Genomic DNA, 17,892 nt, shown 5'->3' with positions numbered 1-17,892 from the left:
ATATCTATGTTTAATCAATTTTCCTTGTTCTAAGCTCGCTAATGAAGCTCTGAGTTGGGAAGAAATTTAATCAAATTGGTATTAGTTTGAACCCAAGTTAATAATAAGTCTATTAAGTCATTCCCACTCAGCGAGAATAAACTTAATAGAATTAATGCTATAAAAATCAACAGAGTCAACTTGTGGTGTTTAAAGCAGAATAAGGCATCAAATACCCTGCTGACCGTTCATTACCTTAAAGGTAGTACAACAACACATAGGCCGAAAGTAACCCAGCAATCCATAAAGCTGTAGTTCCCACAGGCCAAGAACGGGCAAACATGCCGCGTTCTTTACTATCAGCCGTATGCGGTTGCCCTAAATATTTAACCGCTATATTATGCAATAATTTTTGTAAACCCGTTCTTTGTACAGCAATTATTTCAGCCAAAGAAGTAAAGACTCTCTCTAGCGCTTTAAATAAAGAATAACCTACACGTCGCCACAACCAGTCAGTATCTAAACTGATGGTCATAGTACGTTTCATTAACGGTAATAGTACAAAGAAAGCAAGACCTGAGAACAATAACAACTGCAAATAGAACAATACCTTGCCTATCGAATAAGGTACGTAATCTACTGGGTAAGGAAGCAGGCTATAAAGCAGCTCGGGGAAGATACCAAGTAAAATACATAAGCTAGCAAAGATTACCATCGCTAGCCCCATATTCCATGGCGCATCTTTAGGGCGTAAACCTGAATCTTTTTGAAAAAATACAAACCAAGGAAATTTAATTCCTGCATGCAGAAACACACCAGCAGAAGCCGCCGTTAATGCCATATATACCCACATTAAGTTCATATCTATGGCTGCCTGAGAAATCATACTTTTTGTCGTAAAACCTGACGTAAGCGGAAAACTAGAAATGGCTAAAGCACCAATAATTCCACAAGCACAAGTAAGCGGCATAGTGCGAAACAGGCCGCCCAACTCTATGCATTTATTTTTACCTGTGCGGTAGATAACCACACCAGCGCTCATAAATAACAAGGCTTTGTAAACGATATGAGCAAAAGCATGAGCCGTTGCGCCATTGAGTGCCATTTCGGTACCAACCCCTACAGCCACCACCATGAAGCCCACTTGGTTCACCACAGAATAGGCGAGAATACGTCGAACATCGTTCTCTAACAGAGCAAAGATGATGCCATACATCACCATAAACAGGCCAAGGCCAATCAGTACAGGTTCACCAGGGAACAACAATATCAGCGCTAATACGGCTGTTTTGGTTGTAAATGCTGAAAGGAATACAGAACCTGTTGGCGTAGCTTCTGGGTAGGCATCAGCAAGCCATGCTGAAACAGGCGGTGCAGCAGCATTAATTAACACACCAATGAGTATCATCCATGTACTAAAATCGGTTGCAAGCATAGGTTGTATTTGTACGCTTCCTGTATTAAGCACTACACCTACAATACCAATTTTAAGTACAACACCACCAAGAAAGTGCATTATCGCATAACGAATTCCTGCCGCCCTTGCGCTTGGGGTACCACCGCAAAATACAACCACGGTAGAAAATATTGCCATCAGTTCCCAATAAACAAACATGCTAATCAAATCGCCCGAAAAACACACGCCAATAGCACCCGCAGCATAGGCATAAGCGGCCGCAAGTTCATACCATTTAGCTATTCGATAGGAATAAAGACCTCCGACAAAAACCATAATGGCAAAAATAGTAGCAAATATGCGCCTTAGCGAGCTACCTTCGATAGGCTCTATAGTATAAGAGAGAAATTGTACTGTACTTTGCACACCATCGGGGATCTGCCAAATCGCCCAAAGCGTTAAAATAGGAGCTACTAATAAAACACCTGTACGTACGTGACCTTTTAGTAGCCCAATAAGTAAAGCGGCGATTAACAAGATAAACGCGGGTGGAAATGATTCAAACCCCATTACTGCCCTCCTCTACTATTGTTATTATTCAATTTAGGAGTGACTTTTTGTTTTGACGGTTGTGATGATTGTGGATGCTCATCATCATAATAATCCTCAGGGCGCTTTAACAGCAAACCTAATAACTTAGCTACCAACACCATAATTAAACAGCTAACAAACCCATAAATAGCGCCAAAACCAAACCAAGCATCGAAACCAAAATATCCCTTAACGTAAATAACGGTCTGTGCCAATACCACAAAGGCGAGTACAACACTTGCGCCAATCCATAATTTACGAATTGTTGACGGTCGCACTAACCAGTGTAAATTTGTTTCATCAGTCATTATTATCCCAGCCCCTTAACTATCTGGCTTTCAAGTTCGATAACAGGTGCATTAAACAAGAAGAAGCCTAGTGTTAACAACGCGGTTATACACAGTGCTATCACAGCTAGCAATGGAGCTTCACCATGTTCCTTTCCACCTTCTTTTTCTTGCTCAAACCAAACCATATATAAAATAGGTAAAAAGTAAGCTGCATTAAGCACCGTACTGCCAATGATGGTAAATATAGCCACTAAATTATTAGCTTCAAATGCACCAGCCAAAATATACCACTTAGAAACAAAACCTGCGGTTGGCGGCATACCAATCATACTCAGAGCACCAATAGTAAATGCTGCCATGGTCCATGGCATACGTCGCCCAATACCACGTAATTGAGCAATCTCAGTTTTTTTAGATGCGACATAAATAGCGCCTGCAGCAAAGAACAAGGTTATTTTACCAAACGCGTGGGCAACTATATGTAACGAGGCGCCAAGCTCAGCTAAAGGTTTAAAAATTGCGGCCGCCATAACAACATACGAAAGTTGGGCAATAGTAGAATAGGCCAAAAGGCGTTTAATATTAGTTTGCCGTAATGCAACCACACTTGCAGCAATGATAGTAAACGCTGCCGCATATAATAGCCATTGAGCACTAGAAGCTTCAAACAAAAATTCAATGCCGAACACATAAATAATAATTTTAGTAATTGCAAACACGCCCGCTTTAACAACCGCAACCGCATGCAGCAAAGCGCTTACGGGTGTCGGAGCTACCATAGCCGCAGGTAACCATTTGTGCATAGGCATTACTGCTGCCTTACCGATACCAAAGGCAAACAAACCGAGTAATAATCCTATTTCTGGATCATTCAACTTACCCGCGAGAATCCCCCCCTCGGTAAAATCACCAGTGCCTGCAACACTGTAAGTCCAAATAATTGCTGGTAAAAACAACGCAATAGAGGTACTGATCAAAACACCTAAATACACCCTTGCAGAACGCACGGTAGCAGCATCGCCTTTATGCGCTACTAAGGGATAAGTAGAAAGGGTTAATAATTCATAAAATAAAAATAACGTAAACAAGTTGCCCGCAAAGGCGATACCCATAGTAGCAGAAAGGGCCAAAGCAAAGCAGGCGAAAAATCGGGTTTGATTTTTCTCTTTATTACCGCGCATATAACCCACTGAATAGAGGGAATTAATAAGCCATAGTCCAGAAGCTAACGCGGCGAACAACATACCTAAAGGTTCAACCGTAAAGGCAATACTTAGCCCAGGCATCACCTGACTCACCTCTATTGAAGGGCGTCCACCGTCAATAATAACAGGGAGTAATCCCCAAACCACAAAGATCAAAGAAATTGACGTAACAGCCGTGGCTGCTTCCCGAATATTAGATCCTACACGTCCAGCAAGTGCTATTACCAAAGCACCAATAAGCGGAAGTATTATTGCCGTTAATATAGCTATTTCTGGTGTCATAATACGCCCTCCAGAAGCAATACCGCAGCACTATCGGCTAGTGCTAATGGCACTTGTGGGAATAGGCCAAAGTAAATATTTAGGATAGCCACTATACCTGTCACTAATAACAACTGTATTGGCGCCTCAGATATCTTAGCCTCTCCCGCTATAGGCTCTTGAAAATAAAGTGCCTCAATGATACGCCAAATATAAACCACCGCCATCAACGAACTAGCAAGAATAATAGCGACTAATAACCAACCCCAAGAGCCGCTTTGCAGCGCGGCATTAATAAGTAACCATTTGCTAATAAATCCTGCAGTACCTGGCACACCAATTAGGCTTAAACCACAAACAACGATAGCTGCGCACGTCCAAGGCATACGGGTAGAAGCACCGCCCAATTGGCTTAGACGTAAGTCACGATAATGATAAGCTATACAGGCAACACCAAGAAATAAGCCCCCTTTTGCCAATGCATGATTAAACAAATGCATAGCACTACTACTAAGGCCAGCGACGCTTACAAAACTAGCGCCAAGCAAAATATAGCCAATTTGAGCAATAGAAGATGAGGCTAATAATCTTTTAAGATGTCCTTCAAACATAGCAACCGCTGAGGCAACCAGTATTCCTAAAATAGCTAACGGTATTGCAAACATAGAGAACTGCACCACGTGTTCAATAAGATTTCCCTGAAATACCATATAATCAAAACGGAGCAATACATACAGTGCCACTTTGGTTGCACACGCAGCCAAAAAGGCTGTTACCATATGTGGCGCGTGCGTATATGCATTTGGTACCCATACATGCAGCGGAAATACTGCGGCTTTAAGCGCTAACCCTACAGTGATAAACCCAGCAGCAACAAATAACGGATTTATATCACTAACATTACCGATACGCGCATCAATATCTGCTAGGTTAAGGGTGCCAGTCATCATGTAGATCAGCCCAACCCCAATTAAATAAAACGTTGCCCCAATAGTACCCATCATCAAATATTTAAATACAGCAGGAAGTGCGCGACGATCAGGGCCGCCAGCAATCAATATATAACTTGCTAGTGAGGAAATTTCCATAAAGACAAAAATATTAAAGGCATCAGCAGCGACTACAATTCCTACCAATCCAGCCAATGCCAACAGCCAAGCTGAGTAAAAGAGTGGTTGACGTGCAGACTCAATTTGTTGGTCAATGCTGGGTTTAGCTGCAATCAATGCGGCAGCGCTAGCACCTGTCACCACCAATAACATCAACGCGCTAAACGCATCTACCATTAGCGTGATACCAAAAGGTGCTGGCCAACCGCCTACCGCATAGTCAACAGCCTGACCGTCTAAAACAGCTAAGGTAAGTGCCACCGCAATAGCAAAGCTCACCAGTGAAGTAGCCGTAGCGCCAGCCCATGCCAGACCTCGCGGTTGTAACATAACGATAATAGGTGCCGACAACATCGGCACCACAACTTGTAATACGGGAAGGTGTGCTAATAAATCCATAGTCGTTAGTCAGCGTCCAAAATTTCGTCTTCTTCTATCGTGCCATAACACTCATTAATACGTACCACGAGTGCTAAGCCCAATGCTAAGGTAGATACCCCCACAACGATGGCCGTTAATATCAGTACCTGCGGTACAGGGTTAGAAAATATTTGATCATCTACACCTGCTGTTATGATGGGAGCCGTACCGCCTTCCACTTTATCCATGGTGATATACATAAGAAACACAGCCGATTGAAAGATAGACAACCCAATTAATTTTTTGATCAAGTTGGTTTTACTAATAACCGCATACAAACCCACAGTTAAAATAATTGCGAACACCCAATAATTGAAATAACCCAACAGTTCTAATAGTTTCATGAAAAACTCTCTCGGGCGGCAAATGCATGGTAAATTGACAGCAGAGCACCGCAAACAGCCATGCCAACACCGGCCTCAATAAATAAAATACCCAACTGTTGCCCTACTACAGGGTCAGTAGCTAGCACAGAATAATCTAAAAAAGCGCCTCCCATTAATATGCAGGCGACTCCCACACCACCATATAAAAGTGCGCCTCCTACAACCATACCAAGTAATACCGAGCGAGGGATTGCTCGTAAAGCAGAAGACTCTCCTTCTAACAATGCGTACAGAATCACACCTGTAGCAATAATTGCTCCTGCCTGAAAGCCACCACCTGGTCCGTATTCACCATGAAATTGCACATAAAGACCAAAAAGTACAATAAACGGGATCAGTAGCCGACCAACCACTTGGGGTATCAAATGATGGCGTAGTCCACTTTCCTTTTTTATCACCTGATTAGTTTTTTTTGTTGGCTTTACACTAAGGATAAATAAAACACCAATACAGGCCGCGAAAACAACAAATACTTCGCCAAGCGTATCGTAGCCACGAAAGCTACCAAGAATTGCCGTAACTACATTAGGAATATCAATATACTCAGGGGTTTTTTCTAAATACCAAGGCGCTACATGTTGGTGCACTGGAGCATCAGGATCACCAAGACGAGGTTTATCAAAGGTTGCGTAAATAATTAATAACGCTAAAACACCAACAGTACAAAAAGCAACCCAACGACTACCTTCACGAGGTTTTTCCCGATCATCAGTTAAAGATAAAGCACAAAGAAAAATTACTGTGGTTATTCCAGCACCAACAGCTGCTTCGGTTAACGCTACATCAGCAGCATCTAGAATGAAAAAGTTAGCCGCCATTAACAAACTAAATATAGAGGTTAGCATTACCGCAACAAATAAGTTTTTAGCGCGCACAATAGCAATAGCAGTAATAACAAGTAAAGAAAGCAGAAAAACCGCAAAGATAAATATCATTTTAACTTATTCTCCTGAGGTTCATCACTCGCAGATCCAACGTCAGGCTTAAGTCCAGATAACAATGCAGCATTGGCTAATGCATAAGTTGCAGTAGGCCCAGTTAACAGCAGAAACACCATGATAGCGAACAATTTTAACGTTGCCAATGACAAGCCAGCCTGTAGCATGATACCAGAAAAAATCAAAATATTGCCCATAGAATCAGTAAGGCTGGCCGCATGAATTCTGGCATAAAAGTTTGGCAACCTCAGTCCACCAATACCACCAATCAATACACAAGCACCGCCTAGTAAAAGTAAAATCCAGCTTAGAATATCGAGGATAATATCAATCATCTTGAGTCTCCGACTTTTTTCTAACTCTGTTTTGAAAATATTCTAAAACTGCAAGCACACCAACCATATTAACTAAGGCATAAGCCAAGGCAAGATCGAGAAAGTCAGGTCGCCCATAAAGAAAAGCAATAACTGACAACAATAATACCGTTTTAGTACCGAATACATTAACCGCTAATACACGGTCGTAAACGCTTGGCCCCATTAATGCCCGCACTAAAGCCAACACCATAGTTATTAAAATAGCAATAGAAACAACTATATACATTTTTATTTACGCTCCAAAGCCGCAGCTCGTCGATTGGCCTCACCCTTTTGTAATTCGCTTGCACTTTCAGCCGTTAAACAATGAACTAATAATTTTCCTTTGTGTAGATCCAAAGTGACTGAACCTGGAGACAAAGTAATTGAATTCCCCAGAATCACATGACCTACATCGGTTTTAGTTTCAGCTTTAAGTTCAACCACAGTTGGGCTTATAGAAAGTGAAGGTTTTAGAATCACTTTAGCCACATCAATACTCGAAAGCGTAATTTCTCGCAGCAACCACAACCAATATCTAGGCAAACGAGGAATGAGTCTAAGCATAGCTTTATGATGGCGAAAAAAACCCATTCTATGAGCCAAGTAAACACTAAGCGCACAAGAAAAAGCACCCAGGCCTAGCAGCAGTGGCTTATACAGTCCTGACCAAAGTAGCCAAGAAATTGCGAGAACCAACAGCAAAAGTAATATAGATAATAATTGTGCCTTGCCACTTTGAAGCACGTAATTAGGTCGCATCAATTTCATTCTTCACAGGGGTAGTTTTTTAATAGTGACTGATAGACGAACTCCATAGCGGGTTCGTTTGTATCACGATTCTCTGATTTAACTTGTTGAGCAGCCAAATCGTCGACGACAACATTAACAACTTCTCGCAGTGGTAGCGGATCACCAAGACAAAAACCAGCTAAGTTAGCAGCTCTAGAACGCTCTAAACGGCTTGGTATTCGAGTGCGAATTGCGCGTTCAGTAAAGGTTTCCTTACTAGAATGAGTACTTTCAGCATTGAGCATAACTCGAGCATCAGTTGCTATTGCACCATCGATAAAACCTTGAATATAGCGGACACAATATTGAGCATCAGCACCTTCTGGTTCATTAACAATAAATTCACAGTGTGCTGTAAGTTCCTTAGCCGTTAGTACTTCTAATGCCTTAACTGGCGATGCTGACAACAACTGACCACCCAACAAAATAACAAGCATTAAGGGAAAAATATTATTTGGCATATTAACTCCAACTCTTTTCGTATATTTCAGTTATATCTAATTATTCATAGCAATGAAAGTCGATTTTAGTTGTGTACTTATCAACAAAAAGTTGACAATTAATGATGTAATGATAAAAATTAGGTCATCTAAAAATCTAGGAAATCACATGGCGAAGCTTAATTATCATCACTTGCAATATTTTCATGCGATAGCAACACATGGCAGTATCGCTGAGGCATCCAGAGCTATGCATATTACGCCACAAACATTGAGTGCTCAGCTAAATTTATTAGAAGCCCAACTAGGGTATAGCTTATTTATTCGAAAAGGTAAACGTTTGGTGCTGAATGACATGGGTCACATAACGTTAAGTTATGCACAAGAAATATTCAGTTTAGGTGATGAATTGATTCATTCATTGAAAAACCATTCAACTGATTTTTCTTTTCGATTTTCTATCGGCGTTACTGATGTCATTGCGAAAGTATTTTCATTTAATTTATTAAAAACAATCTACACTATGGACGACTCTATTAAGTTAGTCTGTAAAGAAACAAGCTTGGACGTATTATTTGGCGATTTAGCGGTAAATAAACTTGATGCGGTACTAAGTGATACCTCATTGCCAACAGGATCTCCTTTAAAAGCCTACAGTCACCTTGTAGGTAAATGTGGTATTACTTTTTTTGCTCATAAAGATCTAGCTAAATCCCTCACTGCTAACTTTCCATACTCACTTGACGGTAAGCCATTTTTTACCGCAGGAGAAGGCTCTAATCAACACTTAAGTGTCGTTTCTTGGTTTAATGAACTGAATATATCCCCTAAAATAATAGGTGAACTTGACGATTCAATGTTAACTATGTATTTCGGCGAATCTGGCTATGGTGTTTTTTGCGCCCCAACTATCATTGAAAATTATGTAACAGAGCAATTTGATGTTGAGATTATCGGCAAAACAACAGAAATCAGTGAGCATTATTATTTAATATCACCCGAACGAAAGGTAAAACACCCCGCAGTTCAACATTTATTAACTGAAGGAAAAAAATTATTTAACAAACCTAATAGTTTAAAAATTTAATTTTTCTGATCTGAGTCGATAAGAAAAGCGACTTACCAAAAAGCTTACTGACACTAAGCTATAAACTTCCACCATAAAAAGAAAATACTAAAAGACATTAACACGACTAAACAAGAAAAAAGGATACTTATTTAGCCGCATATGAATTTTAATGCAACTTATTTTTATCATGCTAATCATTTAGTTAAATATGATAACATTATTTGAGGGAGCTCAATCGCTAATTCTTCACCGTCTATATCACAGGCAATGGCAGGCGTAAGAGTAGGATAAAGCACTTTGTCTAATAAGCTGTTAATAATCATAAAAATAACAATGCTAGCTACATTAGACGGATCTTTTGCGGTAATTTCTTGCTTAAAACTTAAAATTATTGCAGATAAACGTTGGTAAATTAATTGTCGATCAACCGATTTATCTGAATCAAGTATCTCTGAATGAAGTCTTGAATTTAAATGCAACGTTCTAAAGACACTTTTACGTGTTGTAATGAACTGATAAGTTTCAATAGATATTATTTCAATGGCTTCTTTTAAATTAGCAAATTTCATTAACTCTACATCAGTAACCCAGTGAGCAAGGTCATTGCCAAAATCTTGATAGAGTAAGGGTAATAATGATTCTTTATTTTTAAATCGACGGTAAAAAGTACCCACAGAGACACCTGCATGCTCTGCCAATTCTTTAATCGTAATATGTTCAAAAAACTTACCTTCTAAAAAAAAATATAAAGAATTTAACAGTTTATGTTGTGTATCTTGACTTCTTTGTTGTTTCGGTAAGAAAACATTTTTTGTTTGCATCGTTATCGGTGTATATCATTTAAGTCTTAAAACTAGCGTAATGATGCGACTTTTTAATAAAAACAGCAATACAAAAATTAAATGGAATAATTGCTTCGCATACCGTTGCCATTTTTATATTGCGGTTAATTTACCATGACTTATTTAGCTTGTGCCATATAGTCAAGTGTCAGTTGAGTTAAAGTTGCTGTACCCGTTTTAAATGATGACTCATCAGCAAAAAAATAAGGCGAGTGATTACTGGCCGCTTTTTTTGCATCTTTGTCATGGGGAGTACCACCTAAAAAAACAAACAAACTAGGTACTTCAAGCGCATAAAAAGAGAAGTCTTCTGCGCCTGTAATTTTTGACATCACGGTAACGTTCTCTTTTCCTGCAGCTTTTTCTAAGCTCGGTAACATTTGTGCAGTTAAATCAGGGTTATTAACAGTAACAGGATAACCTTGATAAATATCAACTTCTGCCTTTGCGCCTGACGATAAGGCAATATGTGTTGCTGTTGTTTTAATTTTTTCAAAGATCTGTTGTCGATTATCCATGTCAAAATTGCGAATAGTACCGACCATTTCAACTTTGTCTGGAATAATATTATTACGCACACCACCTGAAATTTTACCAAAAGACACAATAGCAGGCTCTTTAGTAATATTAATTTGTCGGCTAACAATCAAGTTAACACCATTTACAATCTGTGCTGCAGAAGCAATAGGATCTACGCCATTCCAAGGTGTAGAACCGTGTGTTTGTTCACCATGCACTGTAATTTCAAATCTGTCTGCACTTGCCATAAATGGCCCGCTTCGATAACCTATAACGCCAGCATTAAGGCTAGAAGTTATGTGTAGGCCAAAAGCAACATCAGGTTTATAACGCTTAAATATTCCTTGTTTCAACATAAGCTCAGCGCCACCTTCTTCACCTTTTGGGGCACCTTCTTCTGCAGGTTGAAACACAAACATTACATCGCCATTAAGCTGCTCTTTCATACCAGCCAGTACTTCTGCGGCTCCCATCAACATAGCGACATGAGTATCATGACCGCAAGCATGCATAATTCCAACATCTACACCACGATAGTTAGTTGTTTTTGTTGATTTAAAAGGTAAGTCTACCTTTTCGGTGACGGGTAATGCATCCATGTCAGCACGCAGCATTACCGTTGGACCAGGCTTCGCTCCTCTTAAAATTGCGACAACCCCAGTATAAGCAATATCAGTTTCTACCTCCATACCAAGGTTTTTTAAATGTTTTGCAACAATGCCAGCAGTGCGAGTTTCTCTATTGCTTAATTCAGGGTGCTTGTGAAAATCTCGTCGCCACTCAATAACTTTACTTTCGACATTTTTAAGTAGCTTAGCTTGTTCACTGGGCATCGCATTTATGCCAAATGAGGCCAGTAAACTGATAGCAATACTGTAAGATAAAATTGTTTTTTTAATCATTGTCTCATTATCCTTATTGACTCTTAATTATTGTGATTATTTGCATTCAATGTCGAAATGTTAATAACAAGTTTAATATCTAACCCAGTTTCAACGAACAGCCCAGATAGTTCACTTTCCCAGCGTTAATCAACATTTTCTGTAACGCCATTATTTTTCATACTAACGAGCAATGACTCAAACGTAAATAAATTAATATTTGTATAACAAATTGAAACCTTCGTTACAATTTACCCAAACACAAGTATAAATGTAAATGTAAATTCACATAATTTTGCAAATTAAATTAATTATGCTAATTTAGCCTAGAGTTCAACCATGAATAAAAGGGTAAAACTACCCATTTAAGGAACAATGATGAATAAAACAACGTGGGTAGCATTAATAATTGCACCACTCATTTCAACAATGACATTGGCTAAAAACGAGCCGACTTTACAGCTAGAAGATGTTTTTACCCTAGAGTATGCTTCTGGACTTGCTATCAATGCTGACGGTGATGAAGTCTATTTTGTTCGTAACTACATGGATATTCAAAGTGATAAAAAGCTTGGGAATATTTGGAAAGTAGATAAAGAAAAAAATTTAACGCCTGTCACTAACGGTCTTCATGTTGACTATTCACCCACACTGTCTCCTGACAACACAAAATTGGCTTATATTTCAACCGCCAGTGGTAAACCTCAAATTCACATGAAGTGGTTGAAAACAGGTGAAACAGGGCAAATGAGTCACTTTAGTAACCCTCCTTCGAATTTAAGTTGGTCTCCTGATGGTAACACCTTAGCCTTTACTATGTTTGTTGACAGTAAACCAAAAAACGTAGTATCACTACCAGGTAAGCCAAATGGTGCCAAATGGGCTAAGCCAGCAGTGTATATTGATAAAATGCACTATCGTTTTGATGGCGTAGGCTTCAATAAAGCAGGTAAACGTCATATATTTGTTATGTCGTCTGACGGAGGTAATGCACGTCAACTAACGCATGATGATTTCAATCATAATCAAAAAATGAGTTGGAGCAAAGATGGCAGCCAACTATTTTATTCAACTAATAAGCGTTTAGATAAAGAACTTGAGTGGACCGATAGTAATATTTACGCGATGAATATTGAAACACTTGAAGTTAAAGCATTAACAGACCGTAATGGACCTGATTTTAAGCCTATTGTTTCACCTAACGGTAAACTGATTGCGTATTTAGGATCTGATCAAAATTACAAAAACTACGAAAATACTGAACTTTATATCATGAATATTGATGGCTCAGATAAGCGTTCTATTACGGCAGGTTTTGACCGTTCAATTAATAACATTCAATGGGGAAAAGATAACAAAACTGTTTATATCAGTTATCACGACAAAGGAGAAACCTATGTTGCTTCTCAATCATTAAGTGGTAAACGTAAAATAGTTGCGAAAAATATCGGCGGACTTTCCTATGGCCGACCGTACAATGGGGGTGAATTTGTTGTAGCCCAGAATGAAACAATTGCCTTTACTTATTCCCACCCTCAACGCCCTGCAGATATAGCCATAGCTAAAAAGGGTAAAACCACTCAACTCACTACACTTAACGAAGATGCTCTTGGTTACAAAACTTTAGCTACCATCAAAGAAATAAATACAAAATCTTCATTTGATAATCGCAATATTCAGGCTTGGGTTGCATACCCTCCTGGTTATGAAATCGCTAAAAAATCAGGTGAAAAATTTCCTTTAATTTTAGAAATTCATGGTGGTCCTGTAACGAATTACGGTCCTCATTTTTCGACAGAAATCCAACTGATGGCAGCAAAAGGCTATGTTGTGGTTTACGCTAATCCAAGAGGTAGTGATAGTTATGGTAAAGAGTTTTCCCAAACGATTCATAATAATTACCCAAGCCATGATTATGATGACTTAATGTCAGTTGTTGGTAATGTTATTGAACAAGAAGCCATTGATAAAAATGCTTTATTTGTTACAGGTGGCTCTGGCGGCGGCGTATTAACAGCATGGATCATTGGACATACAGACCGATTTAAAGCAGCCGTTGTTGCAAAACCCGTTATTAATTGGTTTAGCTTCGTATTAACGACCGACATTTACCCGTATGTTATTAAAAACTGGTTTAGCAAAATGCCGTGGGAAGATAGCGCTCATTACATGAAGTTATCACCCATAAGTTATGTGGGCAATGTCAGCACACCAACTATGTTACTTACAGGTGAAGCAGATCAACGTACACCAATTGCTGAAACTGAACAATTTTATCAAGCGCTAAAATTACGCAACGTTGATACGGCTATGGTCAGAATACCAGATGCTCCTCATGGTATTTATAAACGACCCAGTAATTTAATGTCTAAAGTTTCTCATATATTATGGTGGTTTGAACAATATCGAAACACTAAGTAATACCAATTTGACTACAGTATAAATGTGTAAACTAAGGCTAAGAGCTTACTTATACCATTAGTTTCATTAAGTTTGTGATCTTGTTGTGCATAGGAAAAATAAATCAGGGCAAGACGCTTGATTGAGCAATAGCAGGCTATTGGGATTGAGAGCAACGCCGCCATGGAGTATTTCAACTAGCACAAGTGGGCAATAATTTAGTGAAATTGGTATTAATAGTATTCTCTTAGCCATGGCAATAATCATGTCATTATTGTTTGTAGATAACACCGTTTTTCATTACAAAGCTTACCTTTTCCATTAAGGAAATATTTTCAACAGGATTACCGTCAACAGCAATAATATCAGCTAAATAGTCTGACTTAATTTGCCCCAAAGAACGTTGTTGCTGTAGCAAACTAGCACTATTAATAGTTGCAGCTTGAATAGCTTGCATTGGCGTCATACCGTAAGTTACCATGCGTGAAAATTGCTTACCATTGTCACCGTGTGGGTAAATAGCGGCGTCTGTTCCAAAAACCATTTTAACACCCGCTTTTGTTGCTTTACGAAAGCTTTCACGTTGTGCTTTTGATACTAGCTTTTCTTTATTAATATTTTCTTCAGGTACACCATTTGCAGCACCAAACGCTAATGTGTATTCCGTATTATAAATATCGCACGACATAAAAGTACCATGTTTTAACGCGAGCTTAATGGCTTCATCATCGAGGAAACTACAATGCTCGATTGAGTCGATGCCTGCGCGAATAGCTGCTTTTATACCGCTAGTACCATGTGCATGCGCTGCTATAATTAAACCGCGTAAATGCGCTTCATCAGCAGCGGCTTTCATTTCTTCTTCCGTTAGCTGTTGAACACCCACTTTAGTACCTTTAGAAAAAACGCCACCTGTAGCACAAACCTTAATGGTATTGGCACCATACTTAATGTTCTCTCTGACTTTAGTTCTTACCGCCCAAGGGCCATTGGCTACACCACCAGCAATACTTTTTGCCTCCGGAGGAGAAAAATTATCGTCACAATGGCCACCCGTAATGCTAATAGAATAACCAGCAGCCCAGATACGAGGCCCTAGTATTTCACCCGCATTAATACCATCACGAACCCCAATAATTGAATACCCTGAAGCGCCTAAATTACGTACCGTTGTAAAACCTGCTAGCAAGGTTTTTTTAGCATTCTTGACTGCTTTTACTGTTTGACGTGGTACTGAATTACCCCTTGCGGCTAAAAAGTTATCTTCGGCATCACTATGTAAATGTACATGCATATCCATTAAACCAGGCATTAATGTTTTACCTTGCAAATTAACAATATTAGCGTCTTGCGCTGCTTTTACACTTCCTTGTTTACCCACTTTGATAATTTTATTACCGTCGACCAATACCGCAACATTTTTAATAAGTTTACCTTTTTCAACATCAACATAAGCATCTGCGTTTATTAAAATTTGTTGTGCCATCACACTAGATGTGGCAAGCAGTGCTGTCACAACACTAAGTAATCGAAAAGATCTCATTTTATATTCCTGTTGGTTATTATTAAGTATTCAGCTCTATTGACATTGAACCTTCAGTTTTGTTACCACTCTTATAGATTAACCACATGTAATTATTGACTATTTCTGTTTGTAAACCTTGCCTCCTTTCATAACAAAGTCAACATCGAGTAACTCTTCAATATTTTTTAATGGGCTAGCATGAGTAGCAATAATATCGGCAAACTTTCCTTGTTCAATGGTGCCCAATTTGTCACTCATTCCAATAAGGTCTGCCCCATTAACCGTGGCAGATTTTAAAATGTCCGATGTACTCATGCCTGCTTGATGCATTAACACGGCTTCTTGAGCATTGATTCCATGCTTTGATACCCCACTGTCAGTACCAAAAGCAATTTTTACACCTGCTTTATAAGATGCCTCAAAATGTTCTTGCATATCACCCCCAACACGGAGCGCTTTTGCCCTAACAGGCGCAGTCATAAAGTCTGATGTTTTCGCCATGTTCACAACCGTTGCTCCAGCGAGTAACGTTGGCACTAAATAAGCCCCAGATTGTTTAAATAGCTTAATCGTTTCTTTATCAGCGTAGCTACCATGCTCAATACTATCGACACCAGCCCGCAATGCTGCATTAATTCCTTCAGCAGCATGAGCATGACTTGCCACTTTACGACCAAGACCATGAGCTGTATCAACAATTTCTTTTAGCTCATCGTCAGTCATTTGTTGCCCCGTACCTGTGCTTGTATCAGATAAAACACCGCCCGTTGAAGCTACTTTAATAATATCAGCGCCATATTTAATCGCTTCGCGAGTCATTTTTCGACATTCAAAAGGACCATCACAAAGCATTTTAGATGATTTCATTTCCAGTAAATCAGGTGCCATTCCATCAACATCTAAATGCCCACCAGTAATTGATATTCCTGCTGCGGCAATAATACGCGGCCCCTCAATCCATCCTTTATTTACGCCATCTCTTAAGGCATACATTTGTTCAGGCTTGCTCAATAAATCACGTACGGTAGTAAAGCCCGCCATCAAGGTTTTTTTGGCGTAACTCACACTCTTCATTGCTACATCGGCGTCAGATAGCTTAACGGTATCTTTGATGTTGTCTGGACCAAGTTCTCCTTGCAAATGAACATGCATATCCATTAAACCAGGCATAACAAAGCTGTTAGATAAATCGATAAAAGTTGCGTCTTTATCAAAGGTTTCCGCATCAATATAACCTTTTTTTACCGCTATAATGATCCCTTCTTTCACAACAATCGTTTGATTTTTTAAAGGTGATTCACCTGGAACCGCAAGTAGCTCACCTGCATGTATCACTTGAGTAGCAGCAATAGCTGATTGACTCAATGCAGAGGATAAAATGACAGCGAGCAGAGTGGGTAGATGTTTAACTATTTTTTTAAATTCATATTTAGTATTTGTCATGTTATTTACCATTTATATTTAGACGTTCTTTTTGTATCATTAATATACCTACTATAGCTAACACAAGCTAAATGTAAATATTGATTCACATAAGTTAACATAAAAATAAATTTTATTTGTTTAGCATAAGGCTTAATTAGGAAGAATTGATTGCAATGTTTGCTTGAAGCTAAAAATGATATAGTAGTTTGATAATAAAGGAGTTATGTAGTTCTAATTACCGAATAACTTTATCGTTAATTGTAAGTTAAGCTGTTTTTAAAGTAGCGGATATTTATACCGACTTTATAGTCACGCACTTTACACCATGTGTTTACGTTAATCCTATTTCTATATAACGATTTAGTTTGTCATTGTTCAGTCGCTGTGGTGATATTTTATCTACTATATCAAGCGCTTGGTAAGTTTTAGTTAGGCCAGCTTTATCATCAAGAGAGAATTTTTCAAAAGAATCGGTATTAATAGTATCTTTTAATATTACGAGCGTATTAGCTAAAGACGCTTTAAAATCAGGTTCTACTTTTGCTTTTTCAATATTGCTTAACATGGTTTGAGCAGTTGATAATGCGTCTTTCAATAGAGTGATAATCTCGCTTTCTTCCGCTATATTTTCTGGATCAGTATTATCATCTTGACTCTGCTCAGTTTCTTCAACACGTGATAAAAAGTCACCAATAAAGCTAACAAGTGTTTGATTAGGCGTTTCTTCTGCGCTATCTATACTCTGCGTTGACAGTTCAGCCCCTGTTAGTCGAGAATAATCTTCTTTAGAGATAAGCCCTAGCTGATAAACACGCTCTTTTAATGCATCAATATCATTAAATTTTAAATCACCATGACTAAAAAATTCACGACTTAATAAATCAATTTTTTGAGCTCTAGTACTTAAATAGAGACTAGCATTATCCCCTCCGAGCTGCTCTGTTTTCTCTATTGCTGTTTGCTTATTTTCAGCAATAATTTCATCAACACTGGAAGGGGTTGATGAAATAGATGCATTAGTATTGAATAAATTACTATAAATATTATTGATCATTATCATCACGCTTA

The 17,892-nt window shown here is 38.8% G+C and carries 17 protein-coding genes; 2 read left to right on the top strand and 15 right to left on the bottom strand.

Going from position 1 to position 17,892, the window contains the following annotated elements; translation table 11 throughout:
• Positions 1 to 235 precede the first annotated feature (235 nt).
• Genes ACE1OF_RS14060 through ACE1OF_RS14015 form a run of 10 tightly spaced genes read right to left on the bottom strand, consistent with a single transcriptional unit; the run spans position 236 to position 8,184 of the window.
• Complete coding sequence (locus ACE1OF_RS14060; protein ID WP_448895272.1) at positions 236 to 1,945, bottom strand: Na(+)/H(+) antiporter subunit D; 1,710 nt, start codon at positions 1,943 to 1,945, stop codon at positions 236 to 238.
• A complete protein-coding gene (locus ACE1OF_RS14055; protein ID WP_448895271.1) occupies positions 1,945 to 2,274 on the bottom strand; it encodes a hypothetical protein in 330 nt (109 codons plus the stop codon). Before ACE1OF_RS14055 ends, ACE1OF_RS14060 begins: the two co-directional genes overlap by 1 nt.
• A 2-nt stretch (positions 2,275 to 2,276) precedes the next feature.
• On the bottom strand, positions 2,277 to 3,743 hold the full coding sequence (locus ACE1OF_RS14050; protein WP_448895270.1) for a monovalent cation/H+ antiporter subunit D family protein: 1,467 nt from the start codon (positions 3,741 to 3,743) through the stop codon (positions 2,277 to 2,279).
• The gene (locus ACE1OF_RS14045; RefSeq protein WP_448895269.1) at positions 3,740 to 5,230 is read right to left on the bottom strand and encodes a monovalent cation/H+ antiporter subunit D family protein; all 1,491 of its coding nucleotides are present in this window, start codon (positions 5,228 to 5,230) and stop codon (positions 3,740 to 3,742) included. Before ACE1OF_RS14045 ends, ACE1OF_RS14050 begins: the two co-directional genes overlap by 4 nt.
• 5 nt (positions 5,231 to 5,235) lie before the next feature.
• Positions 5,236 to 5,595, bottom strand: a complete 360-nt coding sequence (locus ACE1OF_RS14040) for a cation:proton antiporter subunit C (RefSeq protein ID WP_448895268.1) — start codon at positions 5,593 to 5,595, stop codon at positions 5,236 to 5,238.
• Positions 5,592 to 6,572, bottom strand: coding sequence for a DUF4040 domain-containing protein (locus ACE1OF_RS14035; RefSeq protein ID WP_448895267.1), 981 nt, complete (start codon positions 6,570 to 6,572; stop codon positions 5,592 to 5,594). Before ACE1OF_RS14035 ends, ACE1OF_RS14040 begins: the two co-directional genes overlap by 4 nt.
• Positions 6,569 to 6,910 carry a monovalent cation/H(+) antiporter subunit G gene (mnhG, locus tag ACE1OF_RS14030; protein ID WP_448895266.1) on the bottom strand — a complete coding sequence of 114 codons (342 nt, stop codon included), beginning with the start codon at positions 6,908 to 6,910 and terminating at the stop codon, positions 6,569 to 6,571. Before mnhG ends, ACE1OF_RS14035 begins: the two co-directional genes overlap by 4 nt.
• Complete coding sequence (locus ACE1OF_RS14025) at positions 6,903 to 7,178, bottom strand: monovalent cation/H+ antiporter complex subunit F (RefSeq protein ID WP_448895265.1); 276 nt, start codon at positions 7,176 to 7,178, stop codon at positions 6,903 to 6,905. The genes mnhG and ACE1OF_RS14025 overlap by 8 nt, the downstream gene beginning before the upstream one ends.
• Positions 7,179 to 7,180: 2 nt before the next feature.
• Positions 7,181 to 7,693: a Na+/H+ antiporter subunit E gene (locus tag ACE1OF_RS14020; protein WP_448895264.1), complete on the bottom strand. Its 513-nt coding sequence runs from the start codon at positions 7,691 to 7,693 to the stop codon at positions 7,181 to 7,183.
• Between the two features lie 5 nt (positions 7,694 to 7,698).
• A complete protein-coding gene (locus ACE1OF_RS14015; protein ID WP_448895263.1) occupies positions 7,699 to 8,184 on the bottom strand; it encodes a Rap1a/Tai family immunity protein in 486 nt (161 codons plus the stop codon).
• A 148-nt stretch (positions 8,185 to 8,332) separates the two neighbouring features.
• Between ACE1OF_RS14015 and ACE1OF_RS14010 the strand changes: the two genes are divergently transcribed.
• Positions 8,333 to 9,250 (top strand): LysR family transcriptional regulator, encoded by a 918-nt coding sequence (locus ACE1OF_RS14010; protein WP_448895262.1) that lies wholly within the window; start codon positions 8,333 to 8,335, stop codon positions 9,248 to 9,250.
• A 176-nt stretch (positions 9,251 to 9,426) separates the two neighbouring features.
• On the opposite strand, the gene ACE1OF_RS14005 is transcribed toward ACE1OF_RS14010, so the two are convergent.
• Entirely contained in the window at positions 9,427 to 10,053 is a 627-nt protein-coding gene (locus ACE1OF_RS14005) for a TetR/AcrR family transcriptional regulator (protein WP_448895261.1), read from the bottom strand.
• Between the two features lie 140 nt (positions 10,054 to 10,193).
• Positions 10,194 to 11,426, bottom strand: coding sequence for a M20 family metallopeptidase (locus tag ACE1OF_RS14000; RefSeq protein WP_448895276.1), 1,233 nt, complete (start codon positions 11,424 to 11,426; stop codon positions 10,194 to 10,196).
• A gap of 426 nt (positions 11,427 to 11,852) precedes the next feature.
• On the opposite strand from ACE1OF_RS14000, the gene ACE1OF_RS13995 reads away from it, so the two are divergent.
• Positions 11,853 to 13,895, top strand: a complete 2,043-nt coding sequence (locus ACE1OF_RS13995) for a S9 family peptidase (RefSeq protein ID WP_448895260.1) — start codon at positions 11,853 to 11,855, stop codon at positions 13,893 to 13,895.
• 250 nt (positions 13,896 to 14,145) lie between these two features.
• On the opposite strand, the gene ACE1OF_RS13990 is transcribed toward ACE1OF_RS13995, so the two are convergent.
• The 3 genes from ACE1OF_RS13990 to ACE1OF_RS13980 form a co-directional block, all read right to left on the bottom strand.
• Positions 14,146 to 15,417, bottom strand: a complete 1,272-nt coding sequence (locus ACE1OF_RS13990) for a Xaa-Pro dipeptidase (RefSeq protein ID WP_448895259.1) — start codon at positions 15,415 to 15,417, stop codon at positions 14,146 to 14,148.
• A 99-nt stretch (positions 15,418 to 15,516) separates the two neighbouring features.
• A complete protein-coding gene (locus ACE1OF_RS13985) occupies positions 15,517 to 16,842 on the bottom strand; it encodes an amidohydrolase family protein (protein WP_448895258.1) in 1,326 nt (441 codons plus the stop codon).
• 313 nt (positions 16,843 to 17,155) lie between these two features.
• Entirely contained in the window at positions 17,156 to 17,878 is a 723-nt protein-coding gene (locus ACE1OF_RS13980) for a hypothetical protein (protein WP_448895257.1), read from the bottom strand.
• Between the last annotated feature and the right edge of the window lie 14 nt (positions 17,879 to 17,892).

It is taken from the genome of Colwellia sp. E150_009, from assembly GCF_053543955.1.
Note: the sequence above shows the minus strand (reverse complement) of the source record. Positions and strands in the feature narration are given on the sequence as shown.